This is a genomic window from Streptomyces sp. NPDC002935 (assembly GCF_040611295.1).
Classification (GTDB): domain Bacteria; phylum Actinomycetota; class Actinomycetes; order Streptomycetales; family Streptomycetaceae; genus Streptomyces.
The window spans coordinates 21,305-41,709 of record NZ_JBEXNW010000015.1 but is presented as its reverse complement, the minus strand read 5'-3'; the positions used below and the strand labels follow the sequence as shown (position 1 = coordinate 41,709).

The 20,405-nt window shown below is 71.8% G+C and carries 13 protein-coding genes and 1 riboswitch; of the genes, 7 read left to right on the top strand and 6 right to left on the bottom strand.

Going from position 1 to position 20,405, the window contains the following annotated elements:
* Positions 1–132: 132 nt before the first annotated feature.
* Genes ABZX90_RS21455 through ABZX90_RS21445 form a run of 3 tightly spaced genes read right to left on the bottom strand, consistent with a single transcriptional unit; the run spans position 133 to position 5,191 of the window.
* The gene (locus tag ABZX90_RS21455) at positions 133–1,296 is read right to left on the bottom strand and encodes a VWA domain-containing protein (protein WP_351133697.1); all 1,164 of its coding nucleotides are present in this window, start codon (positions 1,294–1,296) and stop codon (positions 133–135) included.
* Positions 1,293–4,049: a DUF5682 family protein gene (locus ABZX90_RS21450; protein WP_355207009.1), complete on the bottom strand. Its 2,757-nt coding sequence runs from the start codon at positions 4,047–4,049 to the stop codon at positions 1,293–1,295. Before ABZX90_RS21450 ends, ABZX90_RS21455 begins: the two co-directional genes overlap by 4 nt.
* The gene (locus ABZX90_RS21445) at positions 4,046–5,191 is read right to left on the bottom strand and encodes an AAA family ATPase (protein ID WP_351133693.1); all 1,146 of its coding nucleotides are present in this window, start codon (positions 5,189–5,191) and stop codon (positions 4,046–4,048) included. Before ABZX90_RS21445 ends, ABZX90_RS21450 begins: the two co-directional genes overlap by 4 nt.
* Before the next feature lie 133 nt (positions 5,192–5,324).
* Between ABZX90_RS21445 and ABZX90_RS21440 the strand changes: the two genes are divergently transcribed.
* Both ABZX90_RS21440 and ABZX90_RS21435 read left to right on the top strand, forming a co-directional pair.
* Positions 5,325–6,680 carry an SWIM zinc finger family protein gene (locus ABZX90_RS21440; RefSeq protein WP_355207007.1) on the top strand — a complete coding sequence of 452 codons (1,356 nt, stop codon included), beginning with the start codon at positions 5,325–5,327 and terminating at the stop codon, positions 6,678–6,680.
* 81 nt (positions 6,681–6,761) lie between these two features.
* The gene (locus ABZX90_RS21435; RefSeq protein WP_355207004.1) at positions 6,762–8,384 is read left to right on the top strand and encodes a DUF5691 domain-containing protein; all 1,623 of its coding nucleotides are present in this window, start codon (positions 6,762–6,764) and stop codon (positions 8,382–8,384) included.
* Positions 8,385–8,652: 268 nt separating this feature from the next.
* Here the strand turns inward: ABZX90_RS21435 and ABZX90_RS21430 are convergent, their stop codons facing one another.
* Positions 8,653–9,069, bottom strand: coding sequence for a cobalamin B12-binding domain-containing protein (locus tag ABZX90_RS21430; protein WP_351133723.1), 417 nt, complete (start codon positions 9,067–9,069; stop codon positions 8,653–8,655).
* A gap of 770 nt (positions 9,070–9,839) precedes the next feature.
* Between ABZX90_RS21430 and ABZX90_RS21425 the strand changes: the two genes are divergently transcribed.
* Positions 9,840–10,703: an alpha/beta fold hydrolase gene (locus ABZX90_RS21425; RefSeq protein WP_351133687.1), complete on the top strand. Its 864-nt coding sequence runs from the start codon at positions 9,840–9,842 to the stop codon at positions 10,701–10,703.
* Between the two features lie 209 nt (positions 10,704–10,912).
* Positions 10,913–12,604: a peptidoglycan DD-metalloendopeptidase family protein gene (locus tag ABZX90_RS21420; RefSeq protein WP_355207001.1), complete on the top strand. Its 1,692-nt coding sequence runs from the start codon at positions 10,913–10,915 to the stop codon at positions 12,602–12,604.
* 90 nt (positions 12,605–12,694) lie between these two features.
* On the opposite strand, the gene pcrA is transcribed toward ABZX90_RS21420, so the two are convergent.
* On the bottom strand, positions 12,695–15,181 hold the full coding sequence (gene pcrA, locus ABZX90_RS21415) for a DNA helicase PcrA (RefSeq protein ID WP_355206998.1): 2,487 nt from the start codon (positions 15,179–15,181) through the stop codon (positions 12,695–12,697).
* Positions 15,182–15,612: 431 nt separating this feature from the next.
* A riboswitch (cyclic di-AMP (ydaO/yuaA leader) is annotated at positions 15,613–15,784 on the top strand.
* 7 nt (positions 15,785–15,791) lie between these two features.
* On the opposite strand from pcrA, the gene ABZX90_RS21410 reads away from it, so the two are divergent.
* Together ABZX90_RS21410 and ABZX90_RS21405 are read left to right on the top strand one after the other, a co-directional pair.
* Complete coding sequence (locus tag ABZX90_RS21410; RefSeq protein ID WP_355206995.1) at positions 15,792–16,979, top strand: NlpC/P60 family protein; 1,188 nt, start codon at positions 15,792–15,794, stop codon at positions 16,977–16,979.
* A gap of 258 nt (positions 16,980–17,237) precedes the next feature.
* Entirely contained in the window at positions 17,238–18,218 is a 981-nt protein-coding gene (locus tag ABZX90_RS21405) for a tellurite resistance/C4-dicarboxylate transporter family protein (protein ID WP_355206992.1), read from the top strand.
* Positions 18,219–18,260: 42 nt separating this feature from the next.
* Here ABZX90_RS21405 and ABZX90_RS21400 read toward each other — a convergent pair whose 3' ends face one another.
* Entirely contained in the window at positions 18,261–18,614 is a 354-nt protein-coding gene (locus ABZX90_RS21400) for a hypothetical protein (protein ID WP_355206990.1), read from the bottom strand.
* 432 nt (positions 18,615–19,046) lie between these two features.
* On the opposite strand from ABZX90_RS21400, the gene ABZX90_RS21395 reads away from it, so the two are divergent.
* Positions 19,047–20,129: a C40 family peptidase gene (locus tag ABZX90_RS21395; protein ID WP_355206987.1), complete on the top strand. Its 1,083-nt coding sequence runs from the start codon at positions 19,047–19,049 to the stop codon at positions 20,127–20,129.
* The last annotated feature ends 276 nt before the right edge of the window (positions 20,130–20,405 follow it).

The window sequence follows — 20,405 nt, the reverse complement described above, 5'->3', positions numbered from 1 at the left end:
CTGGGTCGGCACGGGCCGCCAAGGAATCGCCGGGGAGGGCCCGTTGGCCGTTTCGATCCTCGCACGGGACTCCCGAGGTTGCGCAAGTACCCTGTTACCGATGGACACTCATGTCCGGATTCCCATTCCTTCTCACCTGGTGTCCGGTATCGGAAGCGGCCGCTTTTCGATCGCCGCCGCCATGACCTCGGGAAACAGATCGGGCGTACAGGCGAACGCCGGTGCGTCGAGTGCCGCGAGCGCCGCCGCGTGCTCACGGTCGTACGCGGGCGCCCCCTCGTCGGACAGTGCGAGCAGCGTCACGAACTGCACCCCCGACGCCTTCATCGCCGCGACCCGCTTCATCATCTCGTTGCGGATGCCGCCTTCGTAGAGGTCGCTGATGAGGACGACGACGGTGTCCGCGGGCTTGGTGATCTGCGACTGGCAGTACGCGAGGGCCCTGTTGATGTCCGTGCCGCCGCCGAGCTGGGTGCCGAAGAGAACGTCGACCGGATCGTCGAGCTGGTCGGTGAGGTCGACGACGGCCGTGTCGAAGACCACGAGCCGGGTGGCGATGGACCGCATCGACGCGAGCACGGCACCGAACACGGAGGCGTAGACGACCGATGCCGCCATGGACCCCGACTGGTCGATGCAGAGGATGACCTCCTTCTTCACGGACTGCGAGGCACGCCCGTAGCCGATCAGCCGCTCGGGCACGATCGTCCGGTACTCGGGCAGGTAGTGCTTCAGGTTGGCCGCGATCGTGCGGTTCCAGTCGATGTCGTGGTGGCGGGGTCTGCTGATCCGGGCGCTGCGGTCGAGGGCGCCGGTGAGCGTGGCCCGGGTGCGTGTGGCGAGCCGCTTCTCCAGGTCCTCGACGACCTTGCGCACGACGGCCCGCGCGGTCTCCTTCGTCGTCTCCGGCATGGCCTTGTTGAGGGAGAGGAGGGTGCCCACCAGGTGCACGTCGGCCTCGACCGCCTCCAGCATCTCGGGCTCCAGAAGCAGGGCGGAGAGCCCGAGCCGGTCGATGGCGTCGCGTTGCATCACCTGCACCACGGAGGAGGGAAAGTAGGTCCGGATGTCGCCGAGCCAGCGCGCGACGGACGGCGCCGACGCTCCGAGCCCCGCCGAACGGTCGCGCCCCGACTGCCCCTTGCTCCCCTTCCCGTACAGCGCGCCCAGCGCCCCGTCCATGGCGGCGTCCTGCCCGGACAGCACGCATCCGGTGCCGTCCGCCTCGTCGCCGCCGAGCACCAGCCGCCATCGCCGCAGCCGCTCGTCACCGGCGCCCACCGCTGTCTCGGTCATGGAGCCACCCTCACCAGGTCGTTGTCGTGGTGCGTCCGTTCGGCACCGTCACTGCCACCGGCACCGCCGTCGCCGTCGCCGTCAGCACCGTCACTGCCTTCGGCGCCGGCACCGCCGTCGGCATCGGCACCCTCACTGCCGTCGGCATCAGCACCGCCGTCAGCGCTGTCACCGCCGCCGGTCCGGTCATCCGCGGCGTCATCCGCGTCGTCATCGGTGTCCCCGGACTCACCCAGCCCCAGCAACAGGCTCAGCATCGGCAGCACGGCGTCCGCGCGCTCGCTGTCGAGGTCGGGGGCGAACCCGGGTATTCCGGAGCCGACGGCCTCGGCACTCGTCCGTACCCCCGGGCCGCGCCGGACGAGTTCGCCCAGCGTTCTGCGCACCCCCGACTCGTACGCCGAGAACGTCCGACGCAACAGCGGCAGCACATCGGTGAACGCCTCCGTCGGCACGCCGGTCAGCCACGCGTCCACCAGCCCGAGCAGCCGCTCGTCGTGGACGAGCAGCATGCCGCCCCCTGAGCCGCCCCCGACGAACCCCTCGATCCACGCGGCCGCGTCGGCGGGCTCCGTCCCCGGCGACAGCACGAGACCCATCAGCCGCGCGGCCTCCTCCTGCGCCAACTCCCCTTCGTCGAAGAGCAGTCGAACCGCCCGCCCCCTCACCACCCCCGGCACGGTGTCCCGCGCGGCGAGCACCCGCAGCACCGCGTGCCAGCGCCCACGGATGCCGCCGACCGGAACTCCACCGGCGGGCGGGACGGCCCCGGCGGTCGCCTCCCCCAGCAACCCCACCGCCCCGTGCACGGCGTCGACATGGCGGCGCATCTCCTCGGCGGCGTCGTGGTCGAGGGCGGCGCAGGCCGGGGGGAGGCCGACGAAGATGCGCTCGGCGAGGCCGGCCGCGACGTCGGTGAGGGCGTGGGTGTCCGTGCCGCGTACGTCGCCGTAGCGCAGGGAGCGGACCAGTGCGGGCAGGGCCTGGGCGAGGTGGCCCACGTCCGCGTCGAGGGCGGCCCGGTCGGCGAGCACCCGCATCACCACAGGGAGTGCGTCCGGGAGTTCGGCGAGAAGGCAGTGCTCGGCGAGCGCCGTGACATCGGCCAGTGAGGGCGCGCCGACGGCATCCGCCTCGGCCTTGGCCGTCGCGGCGGCCAGAACCGTCGTACCCCACACGCCCGCCTCGGCGACCCGCACCGACAACTCAGGCTCCCAGCGCAGCCGCCAGGTCTCCCGGAAGGTGCCCGTGCTGCCGCGCGACATCGCGGGCTCGCCCCACGCGACGCCCAGGAGCCGCAGCCGGTGCAGCAGTCCGCTGCGCCCCGCGTCGGTCTCCTTGCGCAGGTCGAGCTCCAACTCCCGCTCCAGCGCCTCGGGTTTGAGCCGGAGCCGTCGCTGCGACCGTGCGAGGTCCCGCTGCAACGGCACCGCCGGGGCGGACTCCGGCACCTCCCCCAGCACCTCCCCGACCACGAGCCGGTCGCGCACCAGCGCCAGGGGAACGTCCGAGCCCTCGCACATCACGGCGCGGACGGCGTCGGTGGTCTCGGTCAGCCCGGGCAGCGGACGGCCGCGCATCGCGGCGAGTGTGTCGGCCAGCCGCACGGCCTCGATGACGTGGGCCGACGACACGCCCCGGTCCTCGTCGCGCAGCAGCCGGGCCACCTTGGTCATCCACCGCGCGACCGGGCGGTCGGGGGCGCTGAACAGATGCCCGTACCAGCCCGGCGAGTCGATGCCCGCCCCGTACCCGCTGACCCGGGAGAGCCGGCGGTGCGTCCAGGGCACCCACGTCAGGTCGACCTTGGCCTTGGGCAGGCCCTTGAGCAGTGCCCGGTCGGCGCCGACCGTGGTCCTCTCCCGCAGCGCGGGCACGTGCCAGGCCCCGCACACCACGGCCACGTCGTCCCCGAACTCGCGCTGAGCCGCCCGGATCTGGAGCCGCATGTATGCCTCGCGCACCAGGTCCCGGTCGTGTCCCCCGACCCCGTACACCTCGCGCAGCGCTCCCATGGCCTCCTCCAGCACGGTGAATGGCGCGAACGGATCGCCCGCCGTCCCGTCCCGGTGCTCGACCACGTCCTCCCACCAGCGCTCCGGGTCGTCGTAACCGGCTGTCTCGGCGAGCACCGCGAGGGGATCGATCCGCACGACCGCGTCGAGGGAACGACCGGTATCGCCGGCCTCGTCCGGGCGGCCGGGACCGCCGGCTTGCTCCGGGCGGCCGGGATCTCCTGCCGGGCCGGAGGTGGCGGGGCTCCCGGGTCGGCCGGGGTCCCCGGACGGCGTACGTCCGAGGTCGGCGGACGGCGTACGTCCGGGGGCCTCCGTCGCGTCCGGCTCGTCCCGCTCCCGGTCCGCTTCCTCCTTCCCCCAGGCCAGGGTGTGGGCCGCCGGGAGGTCGATGAAGCGGGCCGGCGCTCCGTGCTCCAGAGCCCACCGGATCGCCACCCACTCCGGTGAGAACTCGGCCAGTGGCCAGAAGGCCGACCGGCCGGGCTCGTCCACGACGTGGGCGAGGAGCGCCACGGGGGGCCGCATGTCCTTGTCGGCGGCCAGGGGGACGAGGGCGTCCGCCTCGGGCGGCCCCTCGATCAGGACGACCCGCGGGGCCGCCGCCTCCAGCGCGGCCCGCACGGCCCGTGCCGACCCCGGCCCGTGATGCCGCACACCGAGCAGCAGCGGCCCCGCGCCCCGCACGGCCGCCCCGCCCTCCGGCGCGGGCGGCTCGGCGTCCCGCACTCCGCTCATGCGCTCACCTCACGGCAGGCCCGGTAGAAGTCCTTCCAGCCGTCCCGCTCGCGGACGACCGCTTCCAGGTACTCCTGCCAGATGACTCGGTCGGCCGCCGGATCGCGGACGACGGCGCCGAGGATGCCGGCGGCGACATCGCTCGCCCGCAGGACGCCGTCGCCGAAGTGGGCGGCCAGTGCGAGGCCGCTGGTGACGACGGAGATCGCCTCGGCGGTGGACAGCGTGCCGCTGGGCGACTTCAGTTTGGTCCGCCCGTCGGCCGTGATCCCGTCCCGCAGTTCCCGGAAGACGGTGACGACGCGGCGGATCTCGTCGACGCCCTCGGGCACGGCGGGCAGGTCGAGGGAGCGGCCGATCTGGTCGACCCGGCGCGAGACGATGTCGACCTCGGCGTCGGCGCTCTCCGGCAGCGGCAGCACCACCGTGTTGAAGCGGCGGCGCAGCGCGCTCGACAGTTCATTGACCCCGCGGTCGCGGTCGTTGGCCGTGGCGATCAGGTTGAAGCCGCGGACGGCCTGCACCTCCTGGCCCAACTCCGGGATCGGCAAGGTCTTTTCGGAGAGGATCGTGATCAGGCTGTCCTGTACGTCCGCGGGGACGCGGGTCAGCTCCTCGACGCGGGCCGTCATGCCCTCGGCCATGGCCCGCATGACGGGGCTCGGCACGAGCGCGTCCCGGCTGGGCCCGTGCGCGAGCAGCTGCGCGTAGTTCCAGCCGTACCGGATGGCCTCCTCCGGCGTGCCGGCCGTGCCCTGCACGAGCAGCGTCGAGTCGCCGCTGACCGCGGCGGCCAGATGCTCGGACACCCAGGTCTTGGCGGTACCGGGCACACCGAGCAGGAGCAGCGCCCGGTCGGTGGCGAGGGTGGTGACGGCGACCTCGACGATGCGGCGCGGCCCCACATATTTGGGGGTGATCACTGTGCCGTCCGGCAGGGTGCCGCCCAGCAGATAGGTGGCCACGGCCCAGGGCGACAGCAGCCAGCGGGCCGGGCGGGGCCGGTCGTCCTGCGCGGCGAGCGCGGCGAGTTCGGCGGCGAAGGCATGCTCGGCGTGGGGCCGCAGCGCCTCGCTCTGCCGTCCCTCCCCCCGATCTCCCGCGGGTGTGTGAACAGACGTCGGTTCAACGGACACGGACATGGCTCGGTCCCCCTCCAGCTCGGCCGGTTCGGATCTGGTTCCACCGTGCACCACGCCACTGACAATGGGCTCTGACCTGCACAGATGCCCTTGCGAAGGTCGATTGTCAGTGGCGGGACCTACCTTCGATGGCATGACACAGCAGGCGGTGCGCTGGACGGCGGATCAGGTGCTGGCACTGGCGCCTGACGCCGCGTCACGCAAGGCGGGGAGCAAGCTGGGCGCGGCCGGTCCGTGGTCGGAGGCGGGGAGTTCCGAGGAGGGGACGGTATGGGGACTGTGCAGGGGAAGTGGCAGCAAGCCGTATCAGACGGTCATCGACATCGCGGACTCGACGGGTCCCGCCTACAAGTGCAGTTGCCCCAGCCGGAAGTTCCCCTGCAAGCACGCGCTGGGGCTGCTGCTGCTCTGGGCGGGCGCGGACGGCGCGGTGCCGTCCGGGCAGGAGCCGGACTGGGCCGCGCAGTGGGTGGAAGGAAGACGGAAGCGCGCGGAGGACAGGAAGACGGCGGGCGGGGGATCTGGAGCGTCCTCGTCGGGTGATCCCGAGGCGGCGCGGCGCAGGGCCGAGCGGCGGGCCGAGCGGATCACCGCGGGGGTGGCCGAGTTGGAGCAGCGGCTGGCGGACCTGCTGCGCGGCGGCCTCGCCTCCGCCGAGCGGGCGGGGTACGGGCTGTGGGAGGAGACGGCGGCCCGGATGGTCGACGCGCAGGCACCCGGTCTGGCCGCGCGCGTGCGGGAGTTGGGGGCGATCCCCTCGTCCGGTCCGGGCTGGCCGGTGCGTCTGCTGGAGGAGTGCGCGCTGCTCCACCTCCTCGACCAGGGCTGGCTGCGGCGCGAGCGCCTGCCGGACGGGCTCGCCGCGACGGTCCGTTCCCGCGTCGGGCTGTCCGGCTCGGCGGACGGCCCGCCGTTGCGCGACCGCTGGCTGGTCCTCGCGCAGTACGACACGGCGGACGCCCGGCTCACGACCCGCCGGATCTGGCTGTACGGCGCGGAGTCCGGCCGCACGGCCCTGCTCCTCTCCTACGGCGCCGCCGGCCGGGCTCCCGAGTTGGCTCTTCCGGTGGGGCTGGCCTTCGAGGCGGAGGTGTCCGCGTATCCGGGTGCCGGGCAGCTGCGGGCGGCGCTGGGCGAGCGGTTCACTCCTCCGGCGCCCGCGGCGATACGGCCGGCGGGGCTGACCACGCCCGAGGCGGCCGCCCGCTATGGAGAGGCCCTGCGCGCCGACCCCTGGCTGGACTCCTACCCGGTCACCCTGGACCGGGTCGTCCCGACCCCGGACGGCGATTCATGGCAACTCGCCGATGCCGAGGGGGAGTCGGCTCTTCCCCTCACCTCTTCCTCGCGGTCCCGCCCCGATCTGTGGCGTCTGGTCGCCCTGTCCGGCGGCGCCCCGGTCACGGTCTTCGGTGAGTGCGGCCACCGCGGCTTCACCCCGCTGACGGCATGGCCGCAGGGCGAGGGCGAGGCGGTGCCCCTGTGCTGACCGCCGCCACCACGCCCGCCACCCCGGCCACGACAGTGGCGGCCGGCCGCCTCTGATGCCCTCCGTACGGAAAGGACGCTCATGAACACGACCTCGGCTTCGGCGGGCGCGCCCGTCGGCGGCTCCTGGGAGGAGCTCGTCACCGTGGCGCTGCTCGGCACCGAGCGACGTACACCTCCGGGACTGCGCCCGGGGCAGCAGCCTTCGGGGGCGCTGCTGGACGCGGCCGCGGTGGAGACCGTACGGCGGCGGGCCGGAGTGCGGCCGACGCGGGCGGCGGCCCGTCCGGAGCCCGCGGCGCCGGACCCCCGGACCGCGCTGCCGGCCGCCGCGGCCCGCAGGCTGGCGATGCTGCTGGCGGACCGCCCCGGCACCGGCGGCGGTGGCCGCAGAGGGGCGGCGCCCGACCTCATGGAGCTGCTGCCCCAGTGGCTGACCCTGGCGAACACGCGCGGATTCGCCGCACCCCCGGGGACCCTTCCGGCGCTTCTCGACGCGGCCCGGGGGCGTACGGACCTGCGTCCCGCGGCGCTGGCCTTCGCCGGGCCGCGGGCGCTGTGGCTGGCCCGGCTGAACCCGGAGTGGCGGTTCGCGCTGCGCTCCTCACCCGGCGGCGGCACCGCGCTGCCGGACCCGGAGGAGACCGATCGCGTGCAACAGCTGTGGCAGGAAGGGCTGTTCGCCGAGCGGGTCGCGCTGCTGGCGGCGGTACGGTCCAAGGACGCGTCCGCCGCACGCGAGTTGCTCGTGACGACCTGGGCGACGGAGCGGGCCGAGGACCGGCTGATGTTCCTCGACTCGCTGCGGTCCGGGTTGTGCGCCGAGGACGAACCCTTCCTGGAGCGGGCCCTTGCCGACCGCAGCCGCAATGTGCGGTCGACCGCGGCCGAGTTGCTGTCCGCGCTGCCGGGGTCCGCGCTCGCCGCGCGGATGGCGGCCAGGGCCGGCTCGTGCGTGGCCGTCGACCGTACGCGGGGCACGCCCGTGATCGTGGTCGAGGCACCGCACGAGTGCGACGCGGGGATGGAGCGCGACGGGGTGGTGCCGAAGCCCCCGGCCGGACGGGGTGAACGGTCTTGGTGGCTGGGCCAGTTGGTCGAGGCGGCGCCGCTCGGGACTTGGCGGGAGCGGTTCGGCGGGCGTTCGCCGGAAGAGATGGTGGCCCTGCCCGTGTCGGACGGCTGGCAGGCGGAGCTGCACGCGGCGTGGTGCCGGGCGGCGGTGCGGCAGCGCGACCCCGGCTGGTCGAGGGCGCTCCTCGGGGCGCCCTCCGCACCGGAGGCCGGGGGGCCGGGGGCGGTGTCGCTGGCCGAGCGGTCCAAACTGCTCGCCACGCTGGGCGCCGAGGAGCGCGCCGAGTGGGTGGCCGGGTTCATCGGTACGCACGGGCTGTCCGAGGCGTTCCAGCTGCTCGGGGTGTGTGCGGTGCCCTGGGCGGGGAGCCTCGGGCGGGCGGTGGTCGACGCGCTCGACATCGCACGGGACGCGGGGAGTTATCCCTGGAGCTTCAGCGGGGTGATGGGGCTGGCCGAGCGCTGCCTCGACCCTGTGGAGGCGGGGCGGCTCGACGCTCTCACCTCGGTCCCCGACGAATCGGAGAACGCCGTACCGGGGGCCGGGGGCTACTGGGCCGAGGCGTTCCAACGGCTCGTGACGACGTTGCGGCTGAGGGCGGCGATGGCCGCCGAGCTGTCGCCGCCGTGAGGTTCCCAGCCGGCGCCTGGACCCACACGGCGCGACTCGGCCCACGCGGCGCGACTCCGCCCACGCGGCGCGACTCCGCCCGCACGGCGCGTCAGCGCACCCGGCACCTGGGGACGGCCCGGCACCTCGGCCCACCGGGCACCTCGGCACGACCCGGCACCATGGGACGGCCCGGCACTGCGATACAGCCCGGCACCCCACCGTCCGCTCACCCGGACCACCGGGCCGGCGGCGGTGGAGACACCCGGCGGCCACTCCGACGGGGCGGTTACGCCCCGGTCGGCTGCCTGACGTTCGCGCGCACCCAGTCCACGATCGACCCCGTCGTCGCACCCGGCGTGAAGATCTCCGCGACGCCCTTCTCCTTGAGGGGAGCGATGTCCGCCTCGGGGATGATGCCGCCGCCGAAGACCTTGATGTCCTCCGCCTCGCGCTCCTTGAGGAGGGCGATGACGGCGGCGAAGAGCGTGTTGTGGGCACCGGACAGGATGGACAGGCCGATCGCGTCGGCGTCCTCCTGGATCGCGGTGTCGACGATCTGCTCGGGGGTCTGATGGAGGCCGGTGTAGATGACCTCCATACCGGCGTCGCGCAGCGCCCGCGCGATCACCTTGGCCCCGCGATCGTGGCCGTCGAGCCCCGGCTTGGCCACCACCACGCGGATCGGACCGGACGCCACACCCATCACTGCCTCCATGAACGGACTACATCACCTGCACCGGCGAGGACTGCCGGCACATGGCTACGACTGCCGACTGACGGCCACTGACCGACAGTCACCAACATGCAAATGTCGACTACCCATTGTTACCAATAGGCGTTTGTCGACCGTCGACTACTGACCATCGACACATATCGCACAATTCTCCGCCCGCCGCGCCGGAGCGCTCCGGATCACCGGCTACGCCAGGCGGCACACGGGCCCCGGGCCGGATCGGCCGGGGAAGTGAACGAACGTTATCGCCAGCATCCCGCAACCGGCAGTTTCACGGTGGAGACCGAGGGGGAAATCACACACTGGGACAAGTTCGCCGCGCACGGTTCCGTATCGCGGCACTGGCGCCGCAGGGATCTGCGGCGTACGGGCCACGGCCGGAGCCTGCGCAAGAAGAGCCGCGATCAGGTGGCCGCACCACCGCGTCGTCAGCGGGACGGCGGGGTGATGGGGCACATCGGCGACGGCACGACAGCGGGGAGCACCGCCGGCAAGAGGACCACGGGACGACGAGGGCGACTCCACGCCACGACACGATGCCGGCGCACCCAGTCCGGCGGACGTCGCGGGGCCGGGGTCGGCGTCGTATCCCCACCTCCCGACGAGGCACTCCGTAGCGCCACCGGCGTACCGCACGCCGCATGCGCGCCGTCGGCCACCGCCGTCGCCGACCTCACGGCTTTCCACTAGGGCACACGGGGGACGGAGTGGTCCTGCCGCGTGCCGACTGGAGGTCGGCCATGAAGGTCACCGGGGCGACGTCGCCCTTTCTCCCCCTCTGTCAGCGCCTGTTTCCGATCCCGACGAAACTGGCAGGGCTCTCGGTGGCCCTCCTGAAGGCAACGGCCCTGGAGATCGCGATTCTCGCCGGGCACCTCCTCCTCTATCCCTCCGGCATCACCCAGGAACGCCGCACCGCACCCGAGCTCCCCTCACCCGACGCCACTCTGCCCAGCGCGGCCAAGCCCCCGGTCGTCCTGCTGCACGGCTTCATCGACAACCGCTCCGTCTTCCTCCTGCTGCGCCGCAATCTCGCCCAGCACGGCAGGCAGCACATCGAGTCGCTGAACTACTCGCCGCTGACGTGCGACATCCGCACCGCGGCGGAGCTGCTGGGCCGGCACATCGAGGAGATCTGCGAGCGCACGGGCCACGACCAGGTGGACATCGTCGGGCACAGCCTCGGTGGACTGATCGCGCGTTATTACGTGCAGTGCCTCGGCGGCGACACCCACGTCCGCACCCTCGTCACGCTCGGCACCCCGCACTCGGGCACCCGCGTCGCCCCGTTGATGAACGCGCACCCGATCGTCCGGCAGATGCGCCCCGGTTCCGCCGTGATCGAGGAACTGACCGGGCCCGCCCCGGGCTGCCGGACCCAGTTCGTCAGCTTCTGGAGCGATCTCGACCATCTGATGGACCCGCTGGAGACGGCCTGCGTCGAGCATCCCGACCTGCTCGCACAGAACGTCCGGGTGAGCGGTGTCGGCCATCTCGCGCTGCCCGTGCATCCCGCCGTCGCGACGGGGATTCGGCAGGCACTCGACATCGAGCCGTCCGAAGCCCGTTCCGCCGCCCGGATCGGCGGCCTCACGGTGGCCTGACGGTCGCCCGAAAGGCTTCCCACAGCCCCGGCGTTTCGAACGATTATCGAACGCCAGGCCAAAGCCTTGCCCACCCTCCCCCGAAACACGGCCGAATGCCCGTTTCCTGCGAAGGGGAAACCTGCCGAAGATTGTCGCGCCCGCATACCGCCGGGTACAGTCGCCGCACTGCTCTGCCAGCCCCTGTTGTCGAGGCGAAAGAGAAGTTGGTGAACGACCGTCACCCGTCGGGGACCGTGATTCCCCCGGCTCCGGCTTCCCATGACGCCTCGGCGCTCTACGCGCCCTACGGCGCGCAAGAAGCCCAGTACGGCGACTTCACCGCGTACGGCGACTACTCCGCCACGGCTTTCGACTCGGGCGCGAACGCGGCCACCGCAGGCGGCTACGCCGGCACGAACTTCGCCACCGACCCGCTCTTCGGCAACATGCCGGACGGGGGCGGCGGCACCGGTTCGTACGACGCCACCCAGTGGAACAGCGCCGCCCAACAGACCCCGAACTACGACCCGTACGCGGCGCAGCACCAGGCCGCCTACGACACCGGCGCCTACGAGACGACGGCCTGGGCGGCCGGCTACCAGCAGCTCGCCGACATCCCCGCGCAGCATCCGGGCCCCGACAGCTCGGGCCAGTGGGACGCGAACGCCTGGCTCCAGCCCGAGCAGCCGCTCGACGGGACCCAGCAGTGGAGCGCGCCGACGCAGGAAACAGGCGCGTACGACGCCACGCAGTGGAACACCGCCGGCGGCCAGGACGCGTACCAGGCGTACGAGCACCCGCAGCACGATTCGTACGAGCAGCACCACCCGCAGCACGAGTACGAACAGCAGCACGCGCAGCCGGAGTCGTACGAACAGCACGCGGAACCCGAGTCGTACAACCAGGGGCTCACGCAGCTCGACATGTCGTACGAGCAGCACTCCGATCCGGGGACTCCGGTTCCCTTCGATCAGCAGGCGACCACGACCTTCGACCAGGCGTCCCACGATCAACTCGCCTCCGAAGAGGGCGAGTTCGACGATGCCGAGGACTTCGCCGAGACGGACGACTCCCCCGACGCGTACGACCCGTACGCCGAGGGCGAGACGCCGCTGCTCGACGACATGGAAGAGATCACCCCGGTCCCGCGTCCCGCGTCGCGGACGGCTTCCCGTTCCCGGCGCCGCAGCCCCGCGAAACGTTCCGCCCTGCTGACCGTCGCGGTGCCCTCGGCCTGTGTGATGGGGGTCGCGGGGATCGCCGCCGCCTCCGTGGGCGGTGTCGGCGGCCTCGGCGGGGACGACTCGAAGGACACGACGCTCAGCGCCTCCGACGCGACCCCTGTGAAGCCGTCCGCCGCCAACAACAAGCTGGACACCCAGCTCCAGAGTCTCTCCGCGGGCGCGGACGACTTCGCCGACCGGGCGAGCCGCACGCAGGAACGGATCGACCTCAAGGCCCAGCAGGCCACGGAGAAGAAGAAGGCGGCGGAGGCGGCGGCCCGTAAGGAGCGGCTGCGTCCGAAGTTCATGCTTCCGGTGGCGCAGCAGGGCCTCAGCGCCTACTTCGGCCAGGCGGGCGTCAACTGGATGTCCGTGCACACGGGCATCGACTTCCCGGTCTCCTACGGGACGCCGGTGATGTCCGCGACCGACGGGACCGTACGGACGCAGTGGAACAGCGCGTACGGCAACATGATGATCGTGACCGCGATGGACGGCACGGAGACGTGGTACTGCCACCTCTCCACCTACAAGGTCCCCTCCGGCACCACCGTGAAGGCCGGTGACCAGATCGCCTTCTCCGGAAACTCCGGCAACTCGACCGGCCCGCACCTGCACTTCGAGGTCCGCCCGGGCGGCGGTTCGGCGATCGACCCGCTGCCGTGGCTGCGCAGCCACGGCCTGGACCCCACGTAAGTCACCACTCGTAAGTCACCACTCGCAAGGCGGCGTTCGCCGTAGTTCGTGAGTCGTGACGCGGCGTAGCTCGTGAGTCGTGACCCCGGCCTACAACTTCTCCACCGGCGCATACCGCAGCAGCAGCCGCTTCGGCTTGGGCTCTCCGAAGTCGACCGTGGCCTCCGCGTTCGCGCCCGTCCCCTTCACGCCGACGACGGTGCCGAGGCCGAACTGGTCGTGCGTGACCCGGTCCCCGACGGCCAGCGAGACCACCTGCTTCTCGGAGATACCGCGGCGCGTGGCGAACCCGGAGGCACCCGAGGCCGCGGAACGCGAACGCGACGACGACAGCGAGGCGGCGACACCGGAGACGGGGCCGGCCGGCATGGGCGTCGTCGCCCCCGTGCGCTTCCAGTCCAGATGGGTCGCCGGGATCTCCTCCAGGAAACGGGAGGGCGGGTTGTACGAGGGCTGCCCCCACGCACTGCGCATCGACGACCGGGTGAGGTAGAGCCGCTCCCGCGCGCGCGTGATGCCGACGTACGCCAGGCGCCGCTCCTCCTCCAGTTCCTTGACCTGTCCGAGCGCGCGCATGTGGGGGAAGACGCCGTCCTCCATGCCGGTCAGGAAGACCACGGGGAATTCGAGGCCCTTGGCGGTGTGCAGGGTCATCAGGGTGATGACGCCGTTGCCGTCCTCCTCGTCCGGGATCTGGTCGGAGTCGGCGACGAGCGCGACCCGCTCCAGGAACGCGGAGAGCCCGCCCGCGGTCTCGCCCTCACCGGTCTCCTGCTCGAACTCCAGGGCCACGGCCGCGAGTTCCTGGAGGTTCTCGACCCGGGTCTCGTCCTGTGGGTCGGTCGAGTTCTGCAACTCGGAGAGATAGCCGGTGCGTTCGAGGACCGCCTGCAGGATGGTGGCCGGGCCCGCGCCGGACTCGACGATCGTACGGAGGTCCTCCATCAGCGTGTTGAACCGCTTGACCGCGTTGGTGGAGCGCGCGGCCATGCCGTAGGCCTCGTCGACGCGGCGCAGCGCCTGCGGGAAGCTGATCTTCTCGCGCTGCGACAGGGCGTCGATCATCGCCTCGGCGCGGTCGCCGATACCGCGCTTGGGCACGTTCAGGATGCGGCGCATCGGGACCGAGTCCTCGGGGTTGGACAGCACCCTGAGGTACGCCAGGACGTCCCGGACCTCCTTGCGCTCGTAGAAGCGGACGCCGCCGACGACCTTGTAGGGCAGGCCGACGCGGATGAAGACCTCTTCGAAGACACGGGACTGCGCGTTCGTACGGTAGAAGACCGCGACGTCGCCGGCCTTGGCCTCGCCCGCGTCGGTGAGACGGTCTATCTCGTCGGCGACGAACTGGGCCTCGTCGTGCTCGGTGTCCGCGACGTAGCCCGTGATGTTCGAGCCCGCGCCCGCGTTGGTCCACAGGTTCTTGGGGCGGCGGGACTCGTTGCGCTCGATGACCGCGTTGGCGGCGGTGAGGATCGTCTGGGTGGAGCGGTAGTTCTGCTCGAGGAGGATCGTCGTCGCGTTCGGGTAGTCCTCCTCGAACTGGAGGATGTTGCGGATGGTCGCGCCGCGGAAGGCGTAGATCGACTGGTCCGCGTCACCCACGACGCACAGCTCGGCGGGGGGCAGGTTGTACTCGCTGGGCGGTACGTCCACGGGGTGCTCGGAGGTGCCGACGAGCTCCCGCACGAGTGCGTACTGCGCGTGGTTGGTGTCCTGGTACTCGTCGACCAGGACGTGCCGGAAGCGGCGGCGGTAGTGCTCGGCGACGTCCGGGAAGGCGCGCAGCAGATTGACCGTGGTCATGATCAGGTCGTCGAAGTCGAGCGCGTTGGCCTCGCGCAGCCGCGACTGGTACATCGCGTACGCCTGGGCGAGGGTCTTCTCGAAGCCGTCGGTGGCCTGGGCGGCGAAGTCCTCCTCGTCGATCAGCTCGTTCTTCAGGTTCGAGATCTTGGCGCTGAACGACTTCGGCGGGAAGCGCTTGGGGTCGAGGTCGAGATCACGGCAGACGAGCGCCATCAGACGCTTGGAGTCGGCGGCGTCGTAGATCGAGAACGACGAGGTGAAGCCGAGCTGCTTGCTCTCGCGGCGCAGGATGCGGACGCAGGCGCTGTGGAAGGTCATCACCCACATCGCGTTGGCTCGCGGGCCCACGAGCGCCTCGACGCGCTCCTTCATCTCGCCCGCGGCCTTGTTGGTGAAGGTGATCGCGAGGATCTGGCCGGGGTGGACATTGCGCTCGCCGAGCAGATGCGCGATCCGGTGGGTGAGCACGCGGGTCTTGCCGGAGCCCGCGCCGGCCACGATGAGCAGCGGGGAGCCGGAGTGCACCACGGCCGCGCGCTGGTTCTCGTTCAGTCCGTCCAGGAGGGCCGCCGGGTCGACGGCGGGCCGGGGCGCACCGTCGCGGTAGTACGCGTCCCGGCTCGGGGGCAGGTCGAACTTCCCGCCGAACAGATCGTCCGCAACCGGCTCCGGTACGTGATCGTCCTCGGGCGGCGGCGGGTGCTCGTCCTCGTGGGCCCCGGAGGGCTTGAGGTCCGCCAGGAAGCTGTCATCAAAGAGGCTGCTCATCGCTCTCCGAGTCTAGGCCGCCCCACTGACAGCCCGCCGCCACCCCGAGAACTCGATCGGAAGTCGTGACGCTTTTCCTGGGCGGACGGGCTTCCGGCCGGGACGCCCGGGAGCCCGTGACCGCACGCCATCGACCTGTCGCCCCCGGTGAGGTGCGGGCGGGCGGGGTCGACGTCGGCCCGGGACCCCTATGTGCGACGGCGCGGTGACAACGCGTGCGCCCGCGGGAGCTACCGTCGAATGAAGGGCGTGAGCGACCAAAGAGCCCGTATGGGGACGGTTCGCCGTGAATGCATCGCGGATGACGGGACCCACGGCAAAGGTCACGAAAATGTATCGGGCATATCGCACATCAACCTTCACACGGGCCACATCAGTTGGCTAGCGTGCGGGCAGGCCACTCGACCGCAACCGGCGAACGTCGCCGGGCCGAGCGGCCTCCGCCGAGTCCGGCACGCCTTCGAGGCCGCCGGAGCCGGGGACCCACCGACCTTGGGGTGAATCGGTCCAACCGCCTTGTGGGGCGAGGACCGTAGGGCAACCTTCCGGAACCACCCGCCCGAACCCGACAGCTAACTCGGTAGGCGGATGACGGAAGGAGTCGCCTCTCTTGGCGTCGCACCGCAAATGGCGTCCTACGGGTACGCGTCTTGCAGGCATACGGACCCCGGCCCTCGCGACGGCGGCCCTCACGTCCATGGCCCTGCTCTCCCAGACGGCGAACGCGGCCCCCTCGGCCGAACCCAGGCCCAGCCTCGAAGAAGTCGAGAAGAAGGTCAACGACCTTTACCACCAGGCCGAGACGGCCACCGAGAAGTACAACGCGACCCGGGAGAAGACCGCCAAGCAGAAGAAGCGCGTCGACACCCTGCTCGACGACGTCGCCAAGCGCACGGAGAAGCTCAACACCGCGCGCGAGGAGCTGGGATCGTTCGCCGCCGCGCAGTACCGCACCGGGGCCTCCGCCCCCGACACCGCGACACTGCTGCTCGCCGACGACCCGCAGGACTACTTCGACCAGACCCAGCTGATGAGCCGTCTGACGACCCGCCAGAAGGCGGCCGTCGACGACTACGTCACGGAGCAGGCCGCCACCACGAAGAAGCGCGCGGAGGCCACCGAGAGCCTCCAGTCGCTGACCACGTCGCAGAGCGCGCTCAGGACGTCCAAGGCGGCGGTGCAGCGCAAGCTCACCGAGGCGCGCAGCCTGCTCTCGAAGCTGAACGCCGAGGAAAAGGCGCGGCTGGCGGCGATCGAGAAGAAGCAGCAGGAGGAGGCCGCGGCCAAGGCGGCGGAGCTGGCACGGCAGCAGGCGGCCGCCGAGAAGGCGGCAGCGGACAAGGCCGCCCAGCAGCAGTCGTCGGGCACCACGACCGGCTCGTCGACCGGATCGACGGCCGGCTCATCGACCGGCTCGACGGCCACGGACTCCTCCTACGCGACGAAGGCGGCCAAGGCGCTCGCCTTCGCCCGTACGCAGATCGGCAAGCCCTACGTCTGGGGCGCCACCGGCCCGGACTCCTACGACTGCTCGGGCCTGACCCAGGCCGTCTGGAAGGCCGCCGGCGTCAGCCTCCCGCGCGTCACCTACGACCAGGTGAACGCCGGCACGACGGTCTCCCTGGCCGACGCCCAGCCCGGTGACCTGGTCTTCTTCTATGACGACATCAGCCACGTCGGTCTCTACATCGGCAACGGCATGATGATCCACGCGCCGAAGCCGGGCGCGTACGTCCGCGAGGAGTCGATCTACTACGACGGCACCTCGGCGATCCACAGCGTGGTGCGCCCGGCGTAGACCAGGCGGCGAGCGACGCCTCTCACGGGGCACGCGCGCGTGGAGCGGAGAATGCCCACGCACGCGTGCCCCGCATTTTCCTGGCCACGCACGCGCGCCCGGCGCTTTCGCGAACCGCGCACCCGTGCCCGGCGCTTTCGTGACCCGCGCTTTCGTGACCCGCGCTTTCGTGACCCGCGCTTTCGTGACCCGCGTTTTCGTGGTCCACGCGCGCGTGCCCCACCGGCAACGGCTCCGGAGATCCCTAGCATCGGGCGCATGCCAGACACACCGGACAAGCCGGACACTGCCTCGTTCCGCGGCTGGTGGGCGGGGCGGCCGCCCGCCGCCGGGGCCGCCGTCCTGGCCACCGGCATCATCTCGATCGGGCTGCATCTGACCGACCACGAGGCCCTCTCCCGTATCGCACTGGTCCTCGCGTCTCTCGCCTGGCTCGGACTCGCCGCGGACTTCGTCGTCCGGCTGATGCGCGACCGGGAGCGGTGGACGCGGCAGGCCGGCACACCGGCCGGGCTCACCGCCGTCGCGGCGAGCACCGTGCTCGGCACCCGGTTCTCCGAACTGGGGTGGCAGGGGCTAGCCGAGGCCCTGCTCGCGCTGTCGGCCGTGCTCTGGCCGATCCTGCTCCTGGCCGTCGTACGGCACTGGCGGCACCGGATGGCGGGAGGCGTGTTCCTCGTCTGTGTGGCCACACAGGGGCTCTCGGTCCTCGGCTCGACGATCGCCACCGCCGTGGGCCCGGACTGGCTCACGCATGCCGCACTGGTGCTGTTCTGGCTGGGGATCGTGCTCTACGGGGTCTCGTTCGCGCACTTCGACCTGTGGGAGGTGAAGCGGGGGGCCGGGGACCACTGGGTGGCGGGCGGCGCGCTCGGGATCTCGGCGCTGGCCGGGGCGAAACTCGTCGCCGCGCACCATGTGAACCCGTACCTGTGGAACGACGACGACCAGGGCGTCCTGCGCGCCACGACCGGCGCCCTGCTCGTGCTCGACCTCGCCTGGTACTGCGTGCTGCTCGTCACGGAGGCGGCGTGGCCGCGCCCGCGGTACGACGTACTGCGCTGGTCGACCGTCTTCCCGATGGGGATGACGGCGGTGTCGGCCCTCTCGGTCGCGGCCGTCCTCGGTGTCTCCTGGCTCAGAGGACCGGGGCAGGTGCTGCTGTGGTTCGCGGTGGCGGCGTGGCTCGCGGTCGCCGCGGGCGCCGCCCTCGCCGTCAGGGCCGCGGCGCGGGGGTGAGGGGGCCGGTCAGGTCCGCGGCGCGCGGGCCACGGGGGCCGATCAGGTCCACAGGACGGCGATGAAGATGTTCGCGACGGTCAGCAGCCCGACGAGGCCGAAGAGGCCCTTGTCCACCTTCTCGTCGTCGCGCTTCACGTAGACGAGCCCGAGGATCACGATCAGCAGGGCCAGCTTCACACCGATCTTGACGGTGTTGACCGTGTTGCCGTCGGCCTGATTCAGCCCGACGAGGGCGACGCCGGTGACCAGCATGGTCAGCGCACCGTGCAGCATCGCGGGCACGAAGCGGGCGGTGCCCTGGCCCATCGCCTTCATCTGGGTGAAGAAACCGCCGAGGAGCGCGGCGATGCCGATGATGTGCAGGCCGACGAAGAGATGGATGAGTATGTCCATGGGGCCGGAGCGTAATCGCACCCCCTGAGGCCTCTTCTCACCGGGCCACCCCTTCGCTCGGCCCCCTCTTGCCACCGGGTCACCTCGTGTCATCCGTAGCACCGGGGCCACTCCGGTCGTCCGGGATTCGCCGCATCGGTCATCACTCTGTGTGAAGCAGGTGCCACAAGGCCAGAACCTCGGCCACATACGGTCACCGGATGATCGAGTGGCGACAGTTCCGTACATAGCGTTACCAACGCCGCACTCCCAGGTTTAGCGTCCTCCCCCAGGTGACCGGCTCCCCACCGCCGCCCGGGCCAGGGGCGGCAGTCGGACACCACCGCCGAGAAGGTCCGGCGGCGGCCCGCTCCCCCTGTGTGAGCCGCCGCCGGACGTGTCACCGCTTGACCGCACTCGCAAGGGCGGTCGTACGGAAGGATGTGGGCCCTCGTGGCAGCGCACCGCAAGACCCGACAGCGCTCGATCGGTGGTAACACGGCCCGCACAGCAGTCACCATCGCCCTCGCGGGCGCGGCGACGGCGACCGGCTTCGACGGGATCGGGCACGCCGACCCCCAGCTGTCCCCGACGCAGGTGAAGGCCAAGGTCGACACGTTGTACGAGGAGGCGGAGGTCGCCACCGAGAAGTACAACGGAGCCAAGGAGAAGGCCGACAAGGCGGAGGCGCACCTGAGCACACTCCGCGACGAGGCGGCGCGCCGGGAGGACCAGCTCAACTCGGCGCGGGACGCGCTGGGTTCGATGGCGGCGGCGCAGTACCGCAGCGGTGGACTCGACCCCGCGGTGCAACTCGCGCTCTCCGACGACCCCGACCAGTACCTGGAAGGGGCCGCGCTCGCCGAGCGGGTCGGCACCCGGCAGTCGGCGGCCGTCGCCGGGATACGCAAACAGCTGCGCGAGATCGAGCAGTTGCGCGGCGCCGCGAACATCGAACTGGCCTCGCTCACGTCGCGGCAGACCGAGCTGAAGCAGCAGAAGAGGACGATCAACGGGAAGCTCGCCGCGGCACGCCGGCTGCTGGCGCGGCTCACCCCGGAGCAGCGCACCCAGTACGTGGAGCGGGGCGGGGCGGGCGAGCAGCAGCATGTCTCGCGGTCGTCGGCCCGCGAACCGAGCCCGGTGGCGCCGTCCGGCGCGTCCGGCTCCACCGCCGCGGCGCCCAGTTCCCGGGCCGCGGCCGCCGTCTCCTACGCCTACGCGAAGCTGGGCAGCCCCTATGTCTGGGGTGCCACCGGACCCGACGCCTTCGACTGCTCCGGGCTGGCCCAGGCCGCGTACCGCTCCGCGGGCATCTCCCTGCCCCGGACGACGTACGCGCAGATCAACGCCGGCCAGCGGGTCTCCCGCTCCGAACTCCGCCCCGGCGACCTGGTGTTCTTCTACGCGGGGATCACCCACGTGGGCATCTATGTCGGCAACGGGCAGATGATCCACGCGCCGAATCCGTCGGCACCGGTGCGGCTGGCCCCGATCGACGAGATGCCCTTCGCGGGTGCCACCCGGGTGGTGTGATCACCCCGGGTGGCGTGCCCGGGCACCTGTCGGACAGGTCCTGGAGCGCGTTCCCGGGCACCGCCCCAGCTTGCGCGATGGCGAGGGCGATGACGGTGCCTGGGAACGCCGCGCGTCCGAGGACCGGGCCGCCGAGCGGGCAGGGGCTCTGCCGGTGCCGGGACAGCGGACGGACCGTGACGCCGCGAGGGAGGCGGAACAAACCTGTCACACGACTACATGGCATCGGCAGGCTCTTCAGACCCTCGTCGTGGACAGAACCGGTCGGCCAAGTGG

Excerpts from the sequence above, each read along its gene's own strand:
- ABZX90_RS21455 (WP_351133697.1), bottom strand. The coding sequence starts at position 1,296 with ATGACCGAGACAGCGGTGGGCGCCGGTGACGAGCGGCTGCGGCGATGG.
- ABZX90_RS21450 (WP_355207009.1), bottom strand. The coding sequence starts at position 4,049 with ATGAGCGGAGTGCGGGACGCCGAGCCGCCCGCGCCGGAGGGCGGGGCG.
- ABZX90_RS21445 (WP_351133693.1), bottom strand. The coding sequence starts at position 5,191 with ATGTCCGTGTCCGTTGAACCGACGTCTGTTCACACACCCGCGGGAGAT.
- ABZX90_RS21440 (WP_355207007.1), top strand. The coding sequence starts at position 5,325 with ATGACACAGCAGGCGGTGCGCTGGACGGCGGATCAGGTGCTGGCACTG.
- ABZX90_RS21435 (WP_355207004.1), top strand. The coding sequence starts at position 6,762 with ATGAACACGACCTCGGCTTCGGCGGGCGCGCCCGTCGGCGGCTCCTGG.
- ABZX90_RS21430 (WP_351133723.1), bottom strand. The coding sequence starts at position 9,069 with ATGGGTGTGGCGTCCGGTCCGATCCGCGTGGTGGTGGCCAAGCCGGGG.
- ABZX90_RS21425 (WP_351133687.1), top strand. The coding sequence starts at position 9,840 with ATGAAGGTCACCGGGGCGACGTCGCCCTTTCTCCCCCTCTGTCAGCGC.
- pcrA (WP_355206998.1), bottom strand. The coding sequence starts at position 15,181 with ATGAGCAGCCTCTTTGATGACAGCTTCCTGGCGGACCTCAAGCCCTCC.
- ABZX90_RS21405 (WP_355206992.1), top strand. The coding sequence starts at position 17,238 with ATGCCAGACACACCGGACAAGCCGGACACTGCCTCGTTCCGCGGCTGG.
- ABZX90_RS21400 (WP_355206990.1), bottom strand. The coding sequence starts at position 18,614 with ATGGACATACTCATCCATCTCTTCGTCGGCCTGCACATCATCGGCATC.